This is a genomic window from Burkholderia sp. 28_3, assembly GCF_003253915.1.
GTDB classification, from domain to species: domain Bacteria; phylum Pseudomonadota; class Gammaproteobacteria; order Burkholderiales; family Burkholderiaceae; genus Burkholderia; species Burkholderia cenocepacia.
Genome location: NZ_QKZF01000002.1, coordinates 579,985 through 600,821 on the forward strand (window position 1 = coordinate 579,985; position 20,837 = coordinate 600,821).

Annotated in this window: 21 protein-coding genes and 2 tRNA genes; 8 read left to right on the forward strand and 15 right to left on the reverse strand. The window is 68.2% G+C overall.

Annotation, left to right across the window (positions count from 1 at the left end):
• Positions 1–35: 35 nt before the first annotated feature.
• Entirely contained in the window at positions 36–536 is a 501-nt protein-coding gene (locus DFS13_RS07460; protein ID WP_111441531.1) for a dihydrofolate reductase, read from the reverse strand.
• A gap of 290 nt (positions 537–826) precedes the next feature.
• Positions 827–1,153, reverse strand: coding sequence for a hypothetical protein (locus DFS13_RS07465; RefSeq protein WP_006486864.1), 327 nt, complete (start codon positions 1,151–1,153; stop codon positions 827–829).
• A gap of 503 nt (positions 1,154–1,656) precedes the next feature.
• Here DFS13_RS07465 and DFS13_RS07470 point away from each other — a divergent pair.
• Positions 1,657–3,054 carry a sigma-54 dependent transcriptional regulator gene (locus DFS13_RS07470; RefSeq protein ID WP_006486860.1) on the forward strand — a complete coding sequence of 466 codons (1,398 nt, stop codon included), beginning with the start codon at positions 1,657–1,659 and terminating at the stop codon, positions 3,052–3,054.
• Positions 3,055–3,095: 41 nt separating this feature from the next.
• Complete coding sequence (locus tag DFS13_RS07475) at positions 3,096–4,067, forward strand: thymidylate synthase (protein WP_006486933.1); 972 nt, start codon at positions 3,096–3,098, stop codon at positions 4,065–4,067.
• Positions 4,068–4,166: 99 nt separating this feature from the next.
• Here the strand turns inward: DFS13_RS07475 and DFS13_RS07480 are convergent, their stop codons facing one another.
• Positions 4,167–6,686 (reverse strand): DUF6600 domain-containing protein, encoded by a 2,520-nt coding sequence (locus DFS13_RS07480; RefSeq protein WP_241308474.1) that lies wholly within the window; start codon positions 6,684–6,686, stop codon positions 4,167–4,169.
• A gap of 150 nt (positions 6,687–6,836) precedes the next feature.
• Entirely contained in the window at positions 6,837–7,544 is a 708-nt protein-coding gene (locus DFS13_RS07485) for a helix-turn-helix transcriptional regulator (RefSeq protein ID WP_111441532.1), read from the reverse strand.
• A gap of 186 nt (positions 7,545–7,730) precedes the next feature.
• On the opposite strand from DFS13_RS07485, the gene DFS13_RS40230 reads away from it, so the two are divergent.
• Both DFS13_RS40230 and DFS13_RS07490 read left to right on the forward strand, forming a co-directional pair.
• Entirely contained in the window at positions 7,731–7,871 is a 141-nt protein-coding gene (locus tag DFS13_RS40230) for a hypothetical protein (protein ID WP_006486199.1), read from the forward strand.
• A 129-nt stretch (positions 7,872–8,000) separates the two neighbouring features.
• A complete protein-coding gene (locus tag DFS13_RS07490) occupies positions 8,001–8,513 on the forward strand; it encodes an acyl-CoA thioesterase (RefSeq protein WP_006493265.1) in 513 nt (170 codons plus the stop codon).
• Between the two features lie 46 nt (positions 8,514–8,559).
• On the opposite strand, the gene fumC is transcribed toward DFS13_RS07490, so the two are convergent.
• From fumC to DFS13_RS07505, 3 genes are all read right to left on the reverse strand, one after another.
• Positions 8,560–9,954 (reverse strand): class II fumarate hydratase, encoded by a 1,395-nt coding sequence (gene fumC, locus DFS13_RS07495; protein WP_111441533.1) that lies wholly within the window; start codon positions 9,952–9,954, stop codon positions 8,560–8,562.
• Between the two features lie 194 nt (positions 9,955–10,148).
• On the reverse strand, positions 10,149–11,537 hold the full coding sequence (gene norM / locus DFS13_RS07500) for a multidrug efflux MATE transporter NorM (RefSeq protein WP_111441534.1): 1,389 nt from the start codon (positions 11,535–11,537) through the stop codon (positions 10,149–10,151).
• A gap of 136 nt (positions 11,538–11,673) precedes the next feature.
• Entirely contained in the window at positions 11,674–11,892 is a 219-nt protein-coding gene (locus DFS13_RS07505) for an RNA-binding S4 domain-containing protein (RefSeq protein WP_006486208.1), read from the reverse strand.
• A 264-nt stretch (positions 11,893–12,156) separates the two neighbouring features.
• Here DFS13_RS07505 and DFS13_RS07510 point away from each other — a divergent pair, with 264 nt between their 5' ends.
• Positions 12,157–12,558 carry a hypothetical protein gene (locus tag DFS13_RS07510; RefSeq protein ID WP_006486212.1) on the forward strand — a complete coding sequence of 134 codons (402 nt, stop codon included), beginning with the start codon at positions 12,157–12,159 and terminating at the stop codon, positions 12,556–12,558.
• 135 nt (positions 12,559–12,693) lie between these two features.
• Here DFS13_RS07510 and DFS13_RS07515 read toward each other — a convergent pair whose 3' ends face one another.
• From DFS13_RS07515 to fdxA, 8 genes are all read right to left on the reverse strand, one after another.
• Positions 12,694–13,476 carry a DUF4088 family protein gene (locus DFS13_RS07515; RefSeq protein WP_006493266.1) on the reverse strand — a complete coding sequence of 261 codons (783 nt, stop codon included), beginning with the start codon at positions 13,474–13,476 and terminating at the stop codon, positions 12,694–12,696.
• Between the two features lie 160 nt (positions 13,477–13,636).
• Positions 13,637–13,975 (reverse strand): AzlD domain-containing protein, encoded by a 339-nt coding sequence (locus DFS13_RS07520; protein WP_006486204.1) that lies wholly within the window; start codon positions 13,973–13,975, stop codon positions 13,637–13,639.
• Positions 13,972–14,739, reverse strand: a complete 768-nt coding sequence (locus tag DFS13_RS07525; protein WP_006496522.1) for an AzlC family ABC transporter permease — start codon at positions 14,737–14,739, stop codon at positions 13,972–13,974. The genes DFS13_RS07520 and DFS13_RS07525 overlap by 4 nt, the downstream gene beginning before the upstream one ends.
• A 127-nt stretch (positions 14,740–14,866) precedes the next feature.
• Complete coding sequence (locus tag DFS13_RS07530; protein ID WP_006486200.1) at positions 14,867–15,772, reverse strand: AraC family transcriptional regulator; 906 nt, start codon at positions 15,770–15,772, stop codon at positions 14,867–14,869.
• A gap of 20 nt (positions 15,773–15,792) precedes the next feature.
• Complete coding sequence (locus DFS13_RS07535) at positions 15,793–16,278, reverse strand: CreA family protein (RefSeq protein ID WP_006486196.1); 486 nt, start codon at positions 16,276–16,278, stop codon at positions 15,793–15,795.
• Between the two features lie 127 nt (positions 16,279–16,405).
• A tRNA-Asn gene (locus tag DFS13_RS07540) sits at positions 16,406–16,481 on the reverse strand.
• A 72-nt stretch (positions 16,482–16,553) separates the two neighbouring features.
• Positions 16,554–16,629 (reverse strand) — tRNA-Asn (locus tag DFS13_RS07545).
• Between the two features lie 102 nt (positions 16,630–16,731).
• Entirely contained in the window at positions 16,732–17,055 is a 324-nt protein-coding gene (gene fdxA, locus DFS13_RS07550) for a ferredoxin FdxA (protein ID WP_006496521.1), read from the reverse strand.
• A 290-nt stretch (positions 17,056–17,345) separates the two neighbouring features.
• Here fdxA and pncB point away from each other — a divergent pair, with 290 nt between their 5' ends.
• The 3 genes from pncB (at position 17,346) to DFS13_RS07570 (ending at position 20,769) form a co-directional block, all read left to right on the forward strand.
• Entirely contained in the window at positions 17,346–18,545 is a 1,200-nt protein-coding gene (gene pncB / locus DFS13_RS07560) for a nicotinate phosphoribosyltransferase (protein ID WP_006486197.1), read from the forward strand.
• Positions 18,546–18,632: 87 nt separating this feature from the next.
• A complete protein-coding gene (locus tag DFS13_RS07565) occupies positions 18,633–19,295 on the forward strand; it encodes a lactate utilization protein C (protein ID WP_006486205.1) in 663 nt (220 codons plus the stop codon).
• A gap of 43 nt (positions 19,296–19,338) precedes the next feature.
• Positions 19,339–20,769: a sodium:proton antiporter gene (locus DFS13_RS07570; protein ID WP_058902108.1), complete on the forward strand. Its 1,431-nt coding sequence runs from the start codon at positions 19,339–19,341 to the stop codon at positions 20,767–20,769.
• Positions 20,770–20,837: the final 68 nt, after the last annotated feature.

Genomic DNA, 20,837 nt, shown 5'->3' on the forward strand with positions numbered 1-20,837 from the left:
CCGGTCGGGCTTTTTTCATCGTGCGGAAGCAGGCGTCAGCCGCGCTTGCGTGCGTAGACGACGAACGCATAGCCGAACGTGTTCGGCGCGGCTGCCTGATGTGCGTCGCGCGAGAATTCCTGCCAGTGCGCGGCGTCGGGCGCCGGGAACGATGCGTCGCCGTCGAAGTCCGCATCGATCTCGGTGACGACCAGCTTGTCGGCGAGCGTGAGACCTTCCGCATAGAGTTGCGCGCCGCCGATCAGGAATGCCTCGGGTGCGCCGTCGCGCGCGGCGAGCGCCAGCGCATCGGCCAGCGACGTGACCGTGTCGCAGCCTTCGAAACGGCGCGTCGCGTCGCGCGTGACGACGATATTGCGGCGGCCCGGCAGCGGCCGCCCGATCGACTCGTGGGTCTTGCGGCCCATCACGATCGGCGCACCCATCGTCGTGCGCTTGAAGAACGCGAGGTCCTCGGGAAGTTTCCAGGGCAACTGGTTGTCGCGGCCGATGATGCCGTTGCGGGCACGCGCGACGATCAGGGTCAACGTCGTCATGAAGGTCGGGGAAGAGGGAAAACGGAATGGGCCGATTTTACCGGAACGGCGGCACGCTCCGGATTCCGCACGCCGGTAGGGACGTCGGCGTTTCCCGTGCCGTGCGCCGCGACGCGTGATGCTCCGCGTCGCGGCGACCGTCCGAATAAAAAGAGTGCCCGCCGGGGGACGGAGCACAAAAAACGTTTTGTGCCGCGAGATCGGCGATGCCGGTTCCGATCGAGGGCAGCGCGTTCGACCGGATCGTCAGTTCAATACGGAATCCTGATCGAATCGAAGCGACGCGAGCATCAAGGATGCGTACTGCCTCGCGCGTTGCCGCCCATCGCGTGCCGCATGTCCGACGGTTGCGGCGCCGGCAGCGGCATCGGCAACTGGGGCGGCGGCGGGATCTCGTCCCAAAGCGTCACGGAGGCCTGGGCGGCCGGCAGCGGTTGCGGCGCCGACACGGTCACGATACTGAAGCCGTCGCCGAGCTGCATGCTCGGCACAGGCTCGGCAACCAGCATGGCGCGATCCGGCCGCATGCCTTCGTCCGCGCATGCCGGTGCGGGCGGGCCGGCTGCCGAGAGCACGAGCGTCATCGGCACGAAAGAAAGTAAAAGATGTTTTCGCATGGCGACTGTCTCCGGTCGTTCCCGTATTCAGCGAAATACATGCCACGGTACCGGGACCATTGCCGCCATTGCGATTCCTGCTCAAGCGTTGCGAATTGTGGCCAAAAACGCCTGAAAATGTTTCAGGCCTGAAACGAGGGGGCTCGGGAATACTGCTGATTCAATCGATACGCTTCAAGGATGAAAATCGGCGCGTGTGTTGATGACGAAACCCTTCCCTGCGCATGGGCTATGTGCAGATGATTGATCTGCATCGACCTCCTGAGCGATTCGGCCGCATCGCCATCGGCACTGAAACGGCTTTGTCGTATTCGGTGCCTATAACCAAGCAGTCTTGATCAAAAATAACTGGACGCGAGATAAGCGCCATCATGCGAGGCTGTGTCGTTGCCGCGCATCGGCATGGCGAATCGAGCCACCTTGGGCTGACCCGATTCGATCCTTTTGCACGTGACCTTGACGTGTGCGGCAATCGTTAGACGGTTGATGAACGGGGTGAGCATATGGGAGCCGATCAGCGGCACGTGATCTACTATTCGCGCGAACCGAACGACGCGTTGCGCGGCCATTTCGACGAATGCGGCTGGCGCGTCGATCTGGCCGAGACCGTGCGCGATGTGCGGCGCGTCGTGCAGCATGGCGTCGCAACCGCCGGCCTGCTCGATTTCTCGCCGGGCTTCAAGCCGTCGGATCTGCGTGAACTCGAATCCTGCCTGAGCATCCAGCACATCGGCTGGATCGCGGCGACGCGGCGCGGCCAGTTGCAGGACGCGACGCTGCGCCACCTCATTCGCGACTATTGCTTCGACTACGTGACGATGCCGTACGAAACGGCGCGGATCGTCGAGACGGTCGGTCATGCGCACGGCATGGTCGCCCTGACCGATCCCGTTGCGCCGCCCGTCGGCGCCGGACGCAGCGAAGGCGAGATGGTCGGCACCTGCGATGCGATGCTCGGGCTCTTCAGGACGATCCGCCGCGTCGCGGCGACCGACGCACCGGTATTCATCTCCGGCGAATCGGGTACGGGCAAGGAACTGACGGCGGTCGCGATTCACGAGCGCTCGTCGCGCGCACAGGCGCCGTTCATTGCGATCAATTGCGGCGCGATACCGTCGACGCTGCTGCAGGCCGAACTGTTCGGCTATGAACGCGGCGCGTTCACCGGTGCGAACCAGCGCAAGATCGGTCGCGTCGAGGCCGCCAACGGCGGCACGCTGTTTCTCGACGAGATCGGCGATCTGCCGCTCGAAAGCCAGGCGAGCCTGTTGCGCTTCCTGCAGGAAGGCAAGATCGAGCGGCTCGGCGCGCACGTGTCGGTGCCGGTCGATGTGCGCGTGATCTGCGCGACGCACGTGGACATGGAAGCGGCGCTGCGCGAAGGGCGCTTCCGCGAGGACCTGTTTCATCGGTTGTGCGTGCTGAAGATCGAGGAGCCGCCGCTGCGCGCGCGCGGCAAGGACATCGAGGTGCTCGCGCGCCACATGCTCGAGCGCTTCAAGGGCGATGCGCATCGCCGTCTGCGCGGCTTTTCCCCGGATGCGGTCGCGTCGCTGTACGGCTATTCGTGGCCGGGCAACGTGCGCGAGCTGATCAACCGCGTGCGCCGCGCGATCGTGATGTCGGAAGGCCGGATGATCACGTCGGCCGATCTCGAACTGAACGACTATGCGGCGCTTGCGCCGGTGTCGCTGCTGGAGGCGCGCGAGGCGGCCGAACGGCAGGCGATCGAGCAGGCGCTGCTGCGCCATCGCGGCCGTTTCGCGGATGCCGCGCGCGAACTCGGCGTATCGCGCGTCACGCTCTACCGGCTGATGTGCGCACACGGGATGCGCGATCGCGGCGACACGCTCGGAGGGTTTTCGGCGCCGTTGCCGGAGCTTCCGCGTCACGCTTGTTAAAATTGGCGGGTACGGCCGCCCTCGCGGCCGAAGGAACCCGCATGAAACAGTATCTCGATCTCGTTCGTACCATTCTCGATACCGGCAGCTGGCAGGAGAACCGGACGGGGATCCGCACCATCAGCATGCCGGGCGCGATGCTGCGCTTCGACCTGCAGCAAGGCTTCCCGGCCGTGACGACCAAGAAGCTCGCGTTCAAGTCTGCGATCGGCGAACTGGTCGGCTTCCTGCGCGCGTCGCGCAGCGCGGCCGATTTCCGTGCGCTCGGCTGCAAGGTGTGGGATGCGAACGCGAACGAGAACGCACAGTGGCTCGCGAACCCGTATCGCCAGGGCGTGGACGATCTCGGCGACGTCTACGGCGTGCAATGGCGCCAGTGGCCGGGCTACAAGGTGCTGGATGCCGGCGCGGACGCGCAGATCGCCGATGCGACCCGCCGCGGCTTCCGGATCGTCACGCGTTTCGACGAAGACGGCGCGCCGAAGGTGCTGCTGTACAAGGCGATCGATCAGTTGCGCCAGTGCCTGGACACGATCATGGAGAACCCGTCCGATCGCCGCATCCTGTTTCACGCATGGAATCCGGCCGTGCTCGACCAGATCGCGCTGCCCGCGTGCCATCTGCTGTACCAGTTCCTGCCGAACGCGACGAAGCGAGAGATCTCGCTGTGCCTGTACATCCGCAGCAACGACGTCGGCCTCGGCACGCCGTTCAACCTGACGGAAGGGGCCGCGCTGCTGTCGCTCGTCGGCCGGCTGACGGGCTACACGCCGCGCTGGTTCACGTATTTCATCGGCGACGCCCACATCTACGAGAACCAGCTCGACATGCTGCAGCAGCAACTCACCCGCGAGCCGTACGAAAGCCCGCGGCTGGAAATTGCCGAGCGCGTGCCCGACTACGCGAAGACGGGCGTCTATGCGCCGGAATGGCTGGAGCAGGTCGAGCCGTCCGATTTCTCGCTCGTCGGCTATCGGCACCATGAGCCGCTGACCGCGCCGATGGCGGTCTGATCGCGCGGCCGGGGCCGCGCGGGTCCATCGATCCGCACCCTGCAAAAAGGCTCGACCGGCTGATACCGGTCGAGCCTTTTTGTTTCAGGTTTGCTGCACTTACTGGCGATGCCGCTCCTCGTGGCCGCCTTGCGGCGGCGGGTTGCTCGGGCGCGGCGCCTCGACGTGCGGCGCCGGCTGCGGCCGCGGTTCCATCCGCGGAGCGGGCATCGCCGGGCGCGGCTCCATGCGGGGCGCCGGTTGCGGGCGCGGCTCCATCCGCGGCGCCTGCGGCTGCGGACGCGGCACGTCGTGCACGGCGGGCGCCGGCGGACGGTACTCGTTCACGCGCGGCGGCGCGACTTCGCGATGGGGCGCCGGTTGAGCGAAGTCCGGGCGCGGCTGCGGCGCGGGGGCGGCCCGTTCCGGTTGCGGCTGCGGAATCTGCGCGGTATGGTCGGGCTGCGGTTGCGGCAGCGCGCGCGGCGCTTCGTTGCGGCCGCCGGGCTGGATGCCCTGCGGGGCCGGCACGCCGTCCGGGTGCGGCACCGCGGCGCTGCGCACGGGCGGCAGCGCGTTCTGGCCGGCCGCGTGCAGCGCGGTGGGCGGAGCAGGGCGCTGACGTTCCATCGGCGTGTGCGGCTGCATCCACGTGGGCGATGACGGCGCGTCGGCTGCCCGCGCCTGACCGATGCCCGACCGAGCGTTGTTCGCTTCCGGCGGATGCGGGACGCCGTTGCCGGTCGCGAATGCCTGATGCGGGATCGGGTTGCCGGATGCCTGCGGCGTGCCGCCATTGGCGAAACGCGGTGCGTTCGGGATGTCGCCGTTTGCCGGCCGTGCGACATTTGGCATGCCCGGCGTCGGCGCCTCCGGCCGTCCGGCCTGCACGCCGGCCGGCTGGCCTTCGCGCGGCGCGCGGGCCGGCTGCACGACGGGGCCGTGCGGATTCACGAGCTGCACGTTGTGCATCGCCCAGGCGCCGCCGCCCGGCTTGCCCGGCACGCGGACCGGACGAGCCGTATAGTCGGCCGGCACGTTGGTCTTCACGACCGGTGCGCCGGCGCCCGGTACGCGCCCGCCTTGCTGCGCGAGGTGGGCGGCGGCCTCGTCGCGATATGCGGCCGGCACGGCCGGATTGCGGGTCGCGACGTACGGGTGCTGCGCGATCGCCGCCGGCGGACGGTAGCTGGCATTGCGCAACCCGCCGGTGAAGCTCTGGCGCACCGGCGCGATGCCGGGCGTGCCCGGCGTGACATGCGCGTTGCGCCATTGCTGCGGATCGACGTGCTGCGAGAAGTGCGCGACCGGCTGGCCGTGCACGAACGCGGAGGCCGGTACGGCCGTGATCGCGTGCGGCGCGCGGAAATTCACGTACGTCTTGTTGATGTTGGTGATATTGGTGATGTTCGTCACGTTCACGGTCTTGTTCACGTTGACGTTGTTCACCACGATGTTGCGGTTGACGCGCTCGTAGTAGTGCGGGCTCCAGCCGCCCCAGCCCGGATGCCACGGCTCGCCCGGGCCGAGCGCGAACCATGCGCAGCCGGCCGCGGCGACGCCGCCGACCGTCAGCGCCACATTCCAGTCGGAACCGCCGCCACCGCCGCCGCCCACGAAGGCGACGAGCGCCGGCGCATAGACGGGCGGCTGGCTGACGACCATCGGGCCGGGCACCCAGGCCCAGCTGTCGTCCACGTACGCCCAGCGGCCGTAGTGATACGGCGCGAAGCCCCACGGCGCGTCGTCGACCCAGGTCCAGCCCCACGGCGCCTGCCAGATCCAGTGGCCGTCGTGATACGGCGCCCAGTCGGCCGGCGTGTCGTTCGGCACCCAGACCGCGCCGTAGTTCGGCGTTTCGCGCCACGTGCCGTTCGCATCGAGATCCTGGTAGCCGGGGATGTCGCGGGACACGTAGCGGGCCGACACCGAGCGCGCTTCGGCCGTGTCGCGGCTGGCCGCCCACTGGTCGAGCGCATCGGGGCCCGGTGCGGCCGATTGTTGCGCGACCTGCAGGTCGGTGCCGGTGAACACGACCTGCTGCCCGGGCGACAGCGGGTACTGCCCGTTGCTGCCGTAGGCCGTCGCGCTGCCGCTGCGCACCGTCACCGTCGTGCTCGCGCCGTTCGGCGCCACATCGACGCGATAGTCGCCGGGGCCCGTGATGCCGAGCGCGAGGTTCGGCGTGTCGATTTCATACGATCCGCCGGCCGGCAAATCGCGCACGTGCGTCGACACGGTGCCGAGGCCCACTTTCAACTGCGTCGTCGTGTCGTCGAGATTCAGCACCGCCAGGCTCGTCGACTCGCCGAGCCGCACCGCGGTCGAGCCGATGTGCAGTTCCGAGCGCGCGCCGGCATCGTTCCAGAGCTGGTCGCCGGTCGTCAGCGGCCGGTTCACCGCCGCATACGACCACGCATCGGTGCCGGCCGGTTCGGTCGTCACGGCGCCCGACAGGTAATTGAGCCGCGCGACGCGGCCGGGCGGATCGCCGCCCGGTTGCCGTGCCGCGGCCATATTCGGCGGCGCATCGGCCGATTGCGCGAAGGCGGGCGGCAGCGCCGCAAGCGCGACGAACGCGAGCAGCGTGTAGCGGGCGGTGCGCTTGAGCGTGAACAGGGTGGCCATGGTGAGCGTCATTGTCGTGATCGCGGCGCGTCGATTCGTGCCGTCGAGTTCACAATATCCGCTTGGCCTGTTTCAAGGCACGGTGTTTTGTAAGTCGAATGGCATGCGATGTAACAAAACCTGTCCATCGCGCGCCGTTGTCGTGCGGCTGCAATGCCGGCGTCAAGCGGACGTAAGCCACGCATCGAAAACCTGCCGGCCGGGCGCCGTGACGCGCAGCACGCGCGGCCGGGCAGTGCGCTCGATCCAGCCGTGTGCGCAGAAGCTTTCGAGCAGCGCCGCGCCGAGCGCGCCGCCGAGATGCGAGCGCCGCTCGCTCCAGTCGAGGCAACCGCACGCGAAGCGGCGCCGGCGCGCGCGCTGTTGCGCGACGTCGATGCCCCATCGCCCGAGCGCCTGCGTGCCGAGCTCGGTGGTCTCGATCGCGTCGCCGTTCGCGAGCAGCCAGCCGCGCGCGGTGAGGCCGTCGAAGATGCGCACCGCGAGCTCGCCTGCCATGTGGTCGTAGCAGGTGCGGGCGTAGCGCAGTTCGGCCGGGACCGCGCGCGACGGCGGCGGAACCGGACGGTGCGGCGCGGCCGCGCGGGCGACGTTCGCCAGCGCTTCGAGCGAGGCCGCGATGTCGGCCGACGCGATGCGGTAGTAGCGATGCCGGCCGCGCACGTCGAGCGCCAGCAGGCCGCCCTCGGTCAGGCGGGCGAGGTGCGCGCTGGCCGCGGACGGCGACAGCCCCGCGATCATCGTCAGTTCGCCGGCCGGCCGCGCGCTGCCGTCCATCAGCACCCATAGCATCGCGGCGCGGCCGGGATCGGCGATCAGTGCGCCGATGCGGCTCAGGCCCGGAAAATGGTGGTCGTCTTGATCGGTCATCGTCGTGCCTCGTCGAGCGGGATGAAGGCAGTGTAGTCGGTGCGCGCATTCGATGTTTCGCTTCCGGATGAAATGTCGGATGCGGCCGCGACGCCCCTGCGGGGACGGGCTGCGGCCGGTTGCAGGGCACGCGTAGAATGGCCGGACGCGGCGGCAGCGGGCCGCCGCATGTGACGCGATGCAACGATGAAGACGATTTTCTGTGTGTTGACCGCCGCGCTCGTATGCGCGGCGTGTGCGCAGGGCGGCGCGGGCGCGACCGGCGAGCGCGGCGGCAGTATCGAGATGTACGGGACGATCGACCAGGGCATCACGGTGCGCCGCTGACCGGCGGCGCTCCCCGCGCGCGTCGGCATGACCGCCGCAGCCCCGCCACGCGGGGCTTGCCGCGACGCGTTGCCGCAGTGCAACGTATAATGGCCGATCACAGCGCCCCTGTCGCCTGGAGCCAGAACAATGTCCCAACCGTCCCCCGTGCCGGCCGCCCTCGACCGCACCGAAACCGTATTCCGCTTCCTCGCCGAGCCTTCGTCCGTGAACTTCGGCGGCAAGGTGCATGGCGGCGCGCTGATGAAGTGGATCGACGAGGTCGCGTATGCGTGCGCGGCCGTCTGGTCGAGCCGCTATTGCGTGACGGTCAGCGTCGGCAACATCCGTTTCCAGCGTCCGATCCTGGTCGGCAATCTGGTCGAGCTGAAGGCGCGCGTCGTCGCGACGGGGCGTACCAGCATGCACATCCACGTGTCGGTGCACGCCGGCGATCCGAAGGGCGGCGTGCTGCGCCAGACGACCGATTGCCTCGTCGTGTTCGTCGCGGTCGACGAGAACGGCAACCCGGTGCCGGTGCCGCCGTTCGTGCCCGAAACCGACGAGCAGCGCGTGCTCGCGAAATATGCGGCCGACGTGCGGGCCGCGCTCGACAAGATCGTCGAGATGAAGCCGGAAGAAGTCGCGAAGGGCACCGTCTGAGTGCCGTGGGCGCCGCGCTCGTCGCGCCGCGCCCGCCGTCCTGCCGTTACCGCGTCCCGATCATCTGCTCGGGGCGCACCCAGGCATCGAATTCCGCCTCGGTCAGGTAGCCGAGCGCGAGCGCGGCCGCCTTCAGTGTCGTGCCTTCCTTGTGCGCCTTCTTCGCGATCTGCGCGGACTTGTCGTAGCCGATGTGCGGATTGAGCGCCGTCACGAGCATCAGCGATTCGTTCAGCAACAGGTCGATCCGCGAGCGGTTCGGCTCGATGCCCACCGCGCAGTGATCGTTGAAGCTCTGCGCGCCGTCGGCGAGCAGGCGCACCGATTGCAGCACGTTGTGCGCGATCATCGGCCGGAACACGTTCAGCTCGAAATTGCCGCTCGCGCCGCCGACGTTGACCGCGACATCGTTGCCGAACACCTGGCAGCACAGCATCGTCACCGCTTCCGACTGCGTCGGGTTCACCTTGCCCGGCATGATCGAGCTGCCCGGCTCGTTTTCCGGAATCGACAGCTCGCCGAGCCCGCAGCGCGGCCCGCTCGCGAGCCAGCGCACGTCGTTCGCGATCTTCATCAGGCTGGCCGCGACCGTCTTCAGCGCGCCGTGCGCGAAGACCAGCGCATCGGCGGCCGCCATCACCTCGAACTTGCTCGGCGCCGTCACGAACGGCAGCTTCGTGAGCCGGCCGATCTCGTCGGCCACGCGCACCGCGAATTCCGGGTGCGCGTTCAGCCCCGTGCCGACCGCGGTGCCGCCGAGCGCGAGCTCGTACAGATGCGGCAGCGCCGATTCGACGTGACGGATGCCCTGGTCGAGCTGCGCGACATAGCTGGAGAATTCCTGGCCGAGCGTGAGCGGCGTGGCGTCCTGCAGGTGCGTGCGGCCGATCTTCACGATGTCGGCGAACGCCTTCGACTTCGCGTCGAGCGTCGCGCGCAGCGTGCGCAGCGCCGGCAGCAGGTGATTGACGATCGCATACGCGGCCGCCACGTGCATCGCGGTCGGGAACACGTCGTTCGACGACTGGCCGCGGTTCACGTCGTCGTTCGGATGCACCTTGCGCGCTTCGCCGCGCTCGCCGCCCATCAGTTCGCTCGCACGGTTCGCGATCACCTCGTTGAGGTTCATGTTGGTCTGCGTGCCGGAGCCCGTCTGCCACACTGCGAGCGGGAATTCGCGCGGATGCTTGCCGGCGATGATCTCGTCGGCGGCTGCGATGATCGCGTGCGCCTTGTCGTCGGCGAGCACGCCGAGCGACTGGTTGACGGCCGCCGCGGCGCGCTTGACGATCGCGAGCGCGTGGATCAGCTCGGGCGACTGCTTCTCCGTCGAGATCCGGAAATTCTGCAGCGAGCGCTCGGTCTGCGCGCCCCAGAGCCGATCGGCCGGCACGGCGATCTCGCCGAACGTGTCGCGTTCCATCCGAACTGCTTCATTCATGATGCACTCCTCCTGGAAAGGGGAAAGGCCGCGCGTCGTCGCGCGGCGTCAGGCGTAATCAGACGTATCGTGAGGCAGTCGCGCCGCTGGCGCGGCGTCTCGAGGTGTTCAACCGACAAGCATAGCGCCGGCCGCGATTTTGCGTCGTGTCGCGCCTGGGGCCGGCGCAAGCCCGCGACGAGCGGGAACCGGCCCTAGCGCGCCGTCGCGATGAGCGAGAGGGTCTTGCGGTGAAAGCGCCAGGCCATCAGCGCGGCGACGCTCGCGAGCCCGGCCGCGAGCCCCCACCACAGGCCGCGCGCCCCCAGGCCCGCGTGGAACGCGAACCAGTAGCCGGTCGGGAAGCCGATGCCCCAGTAGCCGAAGGTCGCGGCGAGCATCGGGATGCGCGTGTCCTTCAGGCCGCGCAGCGCACCCGACGCGACGGTCTGCATCCCGTCGACGATCTGGAACACCGCGGCGATGCCGAGCAGTGACGCGGCGAGCGACACCGTGGCCGCGTTGGCCGGGTCGTCGAGGTGCAGGTACAGGCCGACGATCGTGTGCGGCGCGACGATCATCACGAGGCCCGACAGCGACATGAAGCCGACGCCGAGCGCGAGCGCGACGAAACCCGCGTGCCGCGCGGCGACGGGCGAGCCCGCGCCGACCCAGTAGCCGACGCGCACGTTGGCCGCCTGGCCGATCGCGAGCGGCACCATGAACGATACCGACGCGACGTTCAGCGCGATCTGGTGCGCGGCGAGCGACGTCGCGCCCAGCACGCCGACCGTGAGGCCGGTGGCGAGGAACAGCGTCGATTCGACCCCGTACGTGATCGCGACCGGCCAGCCGATGCCGATCAGCTCTCCCATCACGGGTAGCTTCGGGCGCGCCGCGGTCACGAAATGGCGGAAGCGCTGCCGGCCGTGCAGCAGCCAGATCAGCGCGAGCGCGGTGAGCCAGATCGTGATCGTCGTCGCGACGGCCGAACCGAGAAAACCGAGGCGTGGCAACCCGAATGCGCCGTGGATCAGCCCGTAGTTCAGCACGCCGTTGACGCCGACGCCGCCGATCGACACCCACAAGAGCCGCCGCGCGGCGCCGATCGCCGGCAGGAACGCGCGCATCAGCCCGACGCCGATCAGGCTGCCGAGCGCCGCGTAGCGCAGGATGCCCGTGTATTCGCCGACGTGATGCGCGAGCGGCGGCGGCTCGTGGAACATCAGCAGGATCGGCTCGGCGAGCGACAGCGCGACGATCGCCGGAATCGCGAGCAGCACGGACAGCGCGAAGCCCGTCCAGTAGATGTACGGCACGCGGTCCTCGGCCTGCGCGCCGCGCGCATGCGCGACGCTCACGCTGACCGACGACAGCACCCCTTGCAGGATCGTCACGATCACGAAGAAGAAGTTTGCGCCGAGCCCGCCCGCCGCGAGCGAATCGGGGCCGAGCGAGCCGAGCAGCACCGTGTCGGTGACGCTCATCGCCATCTGGGAAAGTTGCGCGATCGCGAGCGGCGCGGCGAGGCGCGCGGTATCGGCGGCATGACTGGACAGGGACGGCGGCGCGGCGGCCGTCCGCGTGAAACCGGAATGCGACATGGAATGGGCGCTCGCGCGGGTGCGGGCCCGCGCTATATGTATTTATTTTGAGAGACGGTTAGCTTACGGCTTTATTCGTACCGTGTCGAACGCGTGCATCGATGGCCATGTCGCAGGCAGGGGGAACGCGGCGGGGCTAGGCCTCGCGCACCGCGATGCGCGTGTCGCCGAGCAGCACGACCTGGCCCGCGCGGATCTTGCAGGTTTTGCGCAGCTCGACCGCGCCGTCGACTTTCACGGCGCCGGACGCGACGATCAGCTTCGCGGTGCCGCCGCTGTCCGCGAGGCCGGTGATCTTGAGAAGGTTGTGCAGCTCGACGTATTCGCCGGTCAGCGTGAAATCCAGATTGGGCATGACGAGGAAGGTGCGCGACGCGCGGGAGGAAACGCCCCGCATCATACGGCACCGCGGGCCGGCACGCGAGCGCGGCCGGCTGCCGGCGGATGTAAAGGACTGTGAGCGATTCGTCAGCAAATGAAACGGTGGGTAACAGTCTGAGAGATTGGCGAACCGGCCGCGCGGGCCGCCGGTCTTCTGTCGTACCTGCTGCGTGTTGCGGTGGGGACGCGACGGACCGCAACGGCGGCCCGGGCGGACAACTTCTTGAGGAGAATTGCCATGTCCAAGATTCGTACGATGCTGATCGGTGCCGCGCTGACGGCGTTCGCCACTTCGGCCGCATTCGCCCAGACGGGCACGACGGCGCAAGGCGCAGCCGGTGCCGGCGTGCAGGCGCAGACGCCGGCGGCCGGTGTCGGTGCAGGCGCGCAGGGCGGGGCCGGCGCGAACGCGTCGGGCAATGCGACGGGTGCTGCGACCGATGCGGTCGGCGCGGCAGCCGATGGCGCGAAGGATACGACGTCGTCGGCCGTCCATTCGACCAAGAAGCACACGAAGCATGCGGCGAAGTCGGCCAAGAGCCATGCCGGTTCGGCCAAGGCGAAGGCCGACGAGGCGACCGAGGGCGGCGCATCGGTCGGCGCGCAGGGCGGTGCATCGGCCCAGGGCGCCACGCAGTAAGCGATGCCCGGCGCTTGTCGCGACGCTCGCCTTCGGGCGGTGCGTCGCGACCGGCGATCGTCCGGCGGCCCGGTTCGCTTGACGCGAGCCGGGCCTTTTTCATGAAGTAAAAGGTTCAGCGGGACGGGCGAGCCGTCACGGCCGGCGCGGGCCTTGCCCTTGTCCCTGCCCCTGGGCCGGCCGCACGGCGGCCGGTGTGAACACGCTGCGCAGCCACGCGGCGAGCCGCGCGAAGACGTCGTACGGTTCCTCGACGAAGATCTCCGGCTTCAGCAGCCGCAGGTATTCCATGATCTGCTGGGCTTCCTGCTTCTGGAACGAGCCGTGCGCGAGCCCGAGCCGCAGCAGCCCGCGCAGTTCGCCGAGCTTGTCGCGCGCGGTGCTGCCGACGCTCATCTCGCACGCGAGCTTGGCTTCGTAGATCCGTTGCCGCAGCGATTCCGCGAGCCGCCACGCCGGCGTCTGCATCGATTCCTCGAGCGTCTGGATGTCCTGCGCCGCGCCCTTGATCTGCGACGCGAGCGGATCGATCAGCGACGCGTCGCCCTGCGCTTCGGCGACGATCGCCTTCGCCCAGTCGCGGCAGGCCTTCGCGAGTTCGTCGGGCGTCCACTCGGAGCGCGACGCGAAGCCGAAGCCGAATTCGCCGGCCTGCCGCATCAGGATCGCGACGACGTCCGGGAATTCCTTGTCGAGCGTGCGCTTCGCCCATGCGTACTGGCCGCCCTGCAGCATCCGCTGCACGGCGTGCTCGGTCAGCGGCACCATGTTGTCGAGCAGCTTGGCGCGCAGGAAATCCTCGAACGACGGCGTCGCGAATTGCGGGTCGAGTTTCAGCGACACGCGAACGAACGCATCGTAGTCCTTGCGCAGGGACTCGAGCGTGTCGTCCTTGAGGGAAAGGGTGATCTGGCCCATGAATCGTCTCGATGGCGGCCCGCGCAGGCCGGCGCCGGCACGGCGCACCGGGGCGGGCGCAGCGTCGACTGACCGGTGCGCGCCGAGGCCGGTGGCGGGTCTTCATCTCCTATATCGGCGCACCGGGCGGAAACTTGAGCGGGCGCGATCGAGCATGCGCTCAGGCGGGCAGCCAGTGCGGGAGGACGACCCCTTGCCACAGGAAGAACACCACGAGTCCGGCGGCGATCGTCACGAGCGGGCGGCGGGTCGTGGCCGATACCAGCACGGCGGCGAGCGCGCCGACGAGTTGCGGATTGCGCCAGGTCAGCTCGGCCGTGCCGCCGTGCGGGGAAACGGTCATCGGCACGATGATCGCGGTCAGCACGGTGACCGGCACGAAGCCGAGCGCGGTCCGCACGAGCGGCGGGAACGTCAGCCGCTCGCCGAACAGGAACAACGTCGAGCGGATCGCATACGTGATGACGGCCATGCCGAGGATCAACAGCGCGTAGCTCACGATGCGGCCTCCGAGCGCGAGCCGGCGCGCGTGCGATCGTGCAGCAGCGTGAGCAGGACGCCGATCGCGACGCCGACGGCGACCGCGCCGAGCAGCCCGAGCTTGTACGGCCAGCCCTGCCAGAAGTACGCGAGCGTGCCGGCCGTGGCGGCCGCCGCGAAATAGCGCAGCGTGCCGAGCTGCGGGACGACGATCGCGATGAAGGTCGCCGCCATCGCGAAATCGAGGCCGAGCGACTGCAGGCCCGGGAATGCCGCGCCGAAGCCGATGCCCGCGAGCGTCCAGACCTGCCAGTTCAGGTACATCGCGAGCCCGGAGCCGAAAAAGTAGTGGGGGCCGATCGTGCCGGGCGGGTAGTGCCGGTAGTGCCCGTACGCGACCGCGAACACCTCGTCGGTCATCAACGCGCCGAGCGTCGCGCGCCAGCGCAGCGGCAGGTGCGCGACATAGGGCGCGAGGGTCGCGCTGTACAGCAGGTGGCGCAGGTTCACGATCAGTGTCGTGGCGAGCACGACGACGAAACTCGCGCTACCGGCGATCAGGCCGAGCGCGATGAACTGCGCGGAGCCCGCGAACACGGCGAGCGACATCAGCGCGCCGTGCCAGGCGGCGAGCGGGCCGCCGCCGACGAGCGTGCCGAAAATCACGCCGAACGGTGCGGCGCCGATCATCATCGGAATCGTGTCGCGCGCGCCGTCGAGCCATTCGTTGAGCGGGCGGCGCGGGGGCGATGCGGGTGTCTTGTTCAAGAAGCGCTCCTCCATGAGCGGGAGGATAGCGGGCCGGTGGCGGGCCGGCTTGTATGTTCTTGCGCCCGCCGGAACGGGGCCGGCGCCCGCGTGCCGGCCGGCGCGGGCGGCCGTGCGGCCGACGACGGCGGGAAGCCGCGCGTCAGCTTGCCTGCCAGCGCCCGGGCGGCACGCCGAACATCCGTTTGAAATGCCGCGTGAAGTGGCTCTGGTCGACGAAGCCGCTGGCCGCCGCGACATCGGCGACCGGCACGCCCGCGCGCAGCGGCGCCAGCGCACGCTGCAGCCGCAACTGGTTGCGCCACGCATGCGGCGGCATGCCGGTCGTACGCGTGAACAGGCGCGCCGCGTGAAACGGCGACAGGCCGGCCGCCTGCGCGACCTCGTCGAGCGTCACCGTGGACATCAGGTCGGCGGCGAGCCGCTCGCGCATCGCGTCGACGCGTGGCTCGTCGGCCGCGAGCGGCGCGGGTCGCGGCCGTACGTCGGCGTGGCGCACGATCAGCGTCGACAGCGCGTCGAGCATCGCGGTTTCGGCGGCGAGCGGATCGTAGATGCGCGGCGCGCCGGTGGCCGGATCGCCGGCCGGCTGTCCGGCCGCATCGGCCTGCGACGACAGCGCGCGCTCGCTGCCGGCTTCCAGCATCCGGTGCGCGAGCGTGAGCCGGGCCGCGAGATCGGCGTCGCGGATCACGTCGGGGGCAAACCACGGTGCATCCTGCGGGCGGCCCGCGATCGTACTCGCGAGTTCGTGGATGAATTCGACCGGCATGTAGCTGACGCGATAGCACCAGCCTTCGTCGGCGGCACGCGAGCCCGTGTGCACTTCACCGGGATTGATCACGGGCACGGTGCCCGTTTCGGCGACGTAGCCGGTGCCGCGATAGGTGAAGCGTTCCGCGCCTTCGAGAATCACGGGGATCGTGTACGCGTCGTGCCAGTGGGGCGCGAACGCGTGATCGCGATAGGTGGCCGTGAGCAGATCCGCGTCCGGCACGAGCGGCGTGCGCCAGTAGCGTGCGGAATCGGGGAGGCGGGCGGCGGACATGATCGGGCGCGGGAGCGGGCTTACTTGACCGGAATCGTCGTGCCGGCGGGCATCGGCACCGCGGTCACGGCGTTCTTCGGGCTGCCGCTGACGATACGGTCGCTGTAGGTCAGGTAGACGATCGTGTTGCGCTTCTTGTCGATCACGCGCACGACGTGCAGCGTCTTGAAGATGAACGACATGCGTTCGCTGAACACGTCGGTCTGCTGCTTGAGCGGTTCCTTGAAGCTGATCGGGCCGACCTGCCGGCACGCGATCGACGCTTCGCTCGGATCCTCGGCGACGCCGAGCGTGCCCTTGATCCCGCCGGTGCGGGCGCGCGACACGTAGCAGGTCACGCCATTCACGACCGGATCGTCATAGGCCTCGACGACCACGCGATCGGAGCCCGTGACGCGGAAATGGGTGTTGACGCTGCCGACTTCCTCCGCGTGCGCGAACGGTGCGGCGGCGACGGCGGAGAACAGGAGGGCGACGGGGGCGAAACGGAAGAGGCGATGCTTCATCGACGGAACCGGATGCGAATGCGGGACAGAAACTCTAGCATGCGCATGACCGGACCACGAAAAGCGGGAAGAGGGAACGGCGGCCGGAAAAACAAAAGGCCCGTCGAATGACGGGCCTTTCGCTGTTTGGCTCCCCGACCTGGGCTCGAACCAGGGACCTACGGATTAACAGTCCGGCGCTCTACCGACTGAGCTATCGGGGAATAAATCGGTACATCTGCGTGTTGTGTGTTCCAACAAAAAACCCGTCCACTTTCAACGGGCCTTTGCGTTTTTGGCTCCCCGACCTGGGCTCGAACCAGGGACCTACGGATTAACAGTCCGGCGCTCTACCGACTGAGCTATCGGGGAACAAACAAGCAACAGCAGAGAAACGAGATTGTATGGAGTGTTCGCTAACCTGTCAACACCTTGGAGCCGCGCCGCATGAAATTTTTTGCGGCCGCCGCGCGATCAGCGCTCGAGCAGGTGCAGCTTCTCCTGCACGTCCTTCCACTCGTCCGCGTCGGCCGGCGCCGGCTTGGTCTTCGTGATCGACGGCCAATTCTTCGCCAGCTCGGCATTCAGCTCGGTGAACTGCTGCTGGTCGGTCGGAACGTCTTCTTCGGCATAGATCGCATTGGTCGGGCATTCGGCGACGCACACGGCGCAGTCGATGCACTCGTCCGGATCGATGGCGAGAAAGTTGGGACCTTCACGGAAGCAATCCACCGGGCACACATCCACGCAATCCGTGTATTTGCACTTGATGCAGCCTTCGGTCACAACGTGAGTCATTAAAACGCTCCTGCTTGGCGGTATATATGGGGTGGCGTTTGCGCCAAAAGCGGCATTGTAACTGAAGCGCAAAACCCGCATGACGTGGTCGGCTATCCGGCTTATATCGTTTCGTGATTAGTTTATGGCGTGCGCAACGCGGATACCCGCGCACCCGGCGGCGGCGCGACGCGGCCCGGCGGCGAGGGCGGTTTCACGATGGTCCGGCCCGCATTCGGGTAACATGACCGACAGACCGGGCGGCGCGCGGTGCGCCGGGGCCCGGTCATGATATTGGCGGTGCCGTCATCATGATCATCACTTCGCTGCTGGACACGGATCTCTACAAGTTCACGATGATGCAGGTCGTCCTGCATCACTTTCCCGCTGCAAACGTCGAATACCGCTTCCGGTGCCGTACGCCCGGCGTCGATCTCGTGCCGTACATCGACGAGATTCGCGACGAGGTGCGCGGCCTGTGCTCGCTGCGCTTTTCCGACGTCGAACTCGATTACCTGCGGCGGATGCGCTTCATCAAGAGCGACTTCGTCGATTTCCTCGCGCTGTTCCACCTGAACGAGAAGTACATCTCGGTCACGCCGTCGCCGAAGGGCAACGGCGAGATCGACATCGTGATCGAGGGGCCGTGGCTGCATACGATCCTGTTCGAGATCCCGGTGCTCGCGATCGTCAACGAAGTCTATTTCCGCAACACGCAGCGCGAGCCCGACTATCGCGAAGGCCGCGAACGGCTGCGCGAGAAGATCAAGCTGCTCGGCGCGAAGCCCGAGTTCGCCGACTGCAAGATCGCCGATTACGGCACGCGCCGGCGCTTCTCGAAGGTCTGGCACGAGGAAGTCGCGCTCACGCTGCGCGACGGGCTCGGGCCGCAGTTCGCGGGCACGAGCAACGTGCTGTACGCGATGAAGCACGACATCACGCCGCTCGGCACGATGGCGCACGAGTATCTGCAGGCGTGCCAGGCGCTCGGCCCGCGGCTGCGCGATTCGCAGATCTACGGCTTCGAGATGTGGGCGAAGGAATATCGCGGCGACCTCGGGATCGCGCTGTCGGACGTCTACGGCATGGACGCGTTCCTGAACGACTTCGACATGTACTTCTGCAAGCTGTTCGACGGCGCGCGCCACGATTCGGGCGATCCGTTCGAGTGGGGCGAGCGGATGCTGCGCCACTACGAAGCGAACCGGTGCGACCCGCGCACCAAGGTGCTGGTGTTCTCGGACGCGCTCGACATTCCGAAGGTCATGCAGCTGTACGAACGGTTCCGCGGCCGCTGCAAGCTCGCGTTCGGCGTCGGCACCAACCTCACCAACGATCTTGGCTACGTGCCGCTGCAGATCGTGATCAAGATGGTTCGCTGCAACGGGCAGCCGGTCGCGAAGCTGTCCGATTCGCCGGGCAAGAGCATGTGCGACGACAAGGCGTATCTCGCGTACCTGCGGCAGGTGTTCGGCATCGCGCAGCCGGTCGAGGAAGACGCGTCGAAGTAGGCGCCGGCCGTTCGGCCGAAGGTGCGTCGCGGCAGGGGCGGTCGGTATAATCCGACGTATTGCCCGCCACCGTCACGAGGACCGTTCATGGACACTTCCGCTGCCCGTCGCCAGATCCTCGCGCGCATTCGCGCGGCGCAGGGGCGCGCGGCCGAACCCGATGCAGCGGAGCGCGACGGCGTCGCCGACTATCTCGCCCGTCATCCGGAGGGGCCGCGCCCGCCGGCGCCGGCCGACCTCGTCGCCGCTTTCGTCGACGAAGCGGCGCGCCTGTCGACCACGGTCGACGAAGTCGCGACGCTGGCCGACGTGCCTGCCGCCGCCGCCCGCTATCTTGCCGCTCACGGCCTGCCGACGCAGGCCATCGCTTGGCGCACGCTCGCCGATCTCGACTGGGCCGGCGCCGGCCTGTCGGTCGAGTGCCGCAAGCCGCGCGACGGCGATCTGGTCGGTCTGACCGGCTGCTTTTGCGCGACCGCCGAAACGGGGTCGCTGGTATTGCTGTCCGGCCCCGACACTTACGCATCGGCCGGCCTGCTGCCGGAAACCCACATCGCGATCGTGCCGGCATCGCGCATCGTCGCCGGTCATGAAGACGCGTTCGCGCTGATTCGCGCGGAGCGCGGCGAGCTGCCGCGCGCGGTCAATTTCGTGTCCGGCCCGTCGCGCACGGGCGACATCGAACAAACGATCATCCTGGGCGCACACGGCCCGTACCGCGTGCACGCGATCGTCGTACGGGGCGCATGACGCGCCCGCTGCATTCACCCCTACTCGAACAAGGAAGTTCTGCATGAAACGACATGCCGCCTGGGCGGGCATGGCGTCGGGAATCGCGCTTGGCGCCGCTCCCGCGCTTGCATCGGCCGCCACGCTCGACGGTGCCACGCTGTCCGCGCTCTGGGGCATCCCGTTCGCCGGGATCCTGCTGTCCATCGCGCTGTTCCCGCTCGTCGCCCCCGTGTTCTGGCATCACCACTTCGGCAAGATCGCCGCCGGCTGGGCGATCGTGTTCCTCGCGCCGTTCGCGGTCGCGTTCGGCATCGGCACCGCGTTCGGCACGCTCGTGCATGCGCTGCTCGAGGAATACATTCCGTTCATCGTGCTGCTCACCGCGCTCTATACGGTCGCGGGCGGCATCTGCGTGAACGGCAACCTGCATGGGTCGCCGAAACTGAATACCGCGATACTCGCGCTCGGTACGCTGCTCGCGAGCGTGATGGGCACGACGGGCGCCGCGATGCTGCTGATCCGGCCGCTCCTGCGCGCCAACGACAACCGCAAGCATGTCGTGCACGTCGTGATCTTCTTCATCTTCCTCGTCGCGAACGCGGGCGGCTCGCTGTCGCCGCTCGGCGATCCGCCGCTGTTCCTCGGCTTCCTGAACGGCGTGAGCTTCTTCTGGACGACCACGCATCTCGCGCTGCCGATGCTGTTCATCTGCGTGGTGCTGCTGACGCTGTTCTTCGCGCTCGATACGTACTTCTACCGGAAGGGCGGCGAGGAGCGGCCGGCCGCGCTCGATCCGACGCCCGACGGTGCGGCGCTGTCGATCGACGGCAAGGTCAACTTCGTGCTGCTGGCGGCCGTGATCGCGCTCGTGCTGATGAGCGGCGTGTGGAAGCCGGGCATCTCGTTCGACGTGTGGGGCACGCACGTCGCGCTGCAGAATCTCGTGCGCGACGTCGCGCTCGTGGTCGTGACGCTCGTGTCGCTCGCGCTGACGCCGCGTTCCGCGCGCGAGGGCAACGCGTTCAACTGGGCGCCGATCGAGGAAGTCGCGAAGCTGTTCGCGGGCATCTTCGTGACGATCGCGCCGGTGATCGTGATCCTGCGCGCCGGCGCGGATGGCGCGTTCGCGCAGATCGTCCATCTCGTCACGGGGCCTGACGGCAAGCCGATCGACGCGATGTACTTCTGGGCGACCGGCATCCTGTCGTCGTTCCTCGACAACGCGCCGACCTATCTCGTGTTCTTCAACCTCGCGGGCGGCGATGCGCGGACGCTGATGACGACCGGTGCGTCGACACTCGCCGCGATTTCCGCCGGCGCGGTGTTCATGGGCGCGAACAGCTACATCGGCAACGCGCCGAACTTCATGGTGAAGGCGATCGCCGAATCGCGCGGCGTGAAGATGCCGAGCTTCTTCGCGTACCTCGGCTGGGCGCTTGTCGTGCTGATACCGGTATTCCTGCTGACGTCGTGGCTTTTCTTCACGGCGTAAGCTGACGATTTTCAACCCCGAGCGGGCGGTCCCGGCGGCGCATGGTGCGCCGCCATCCGTCCGCGGCA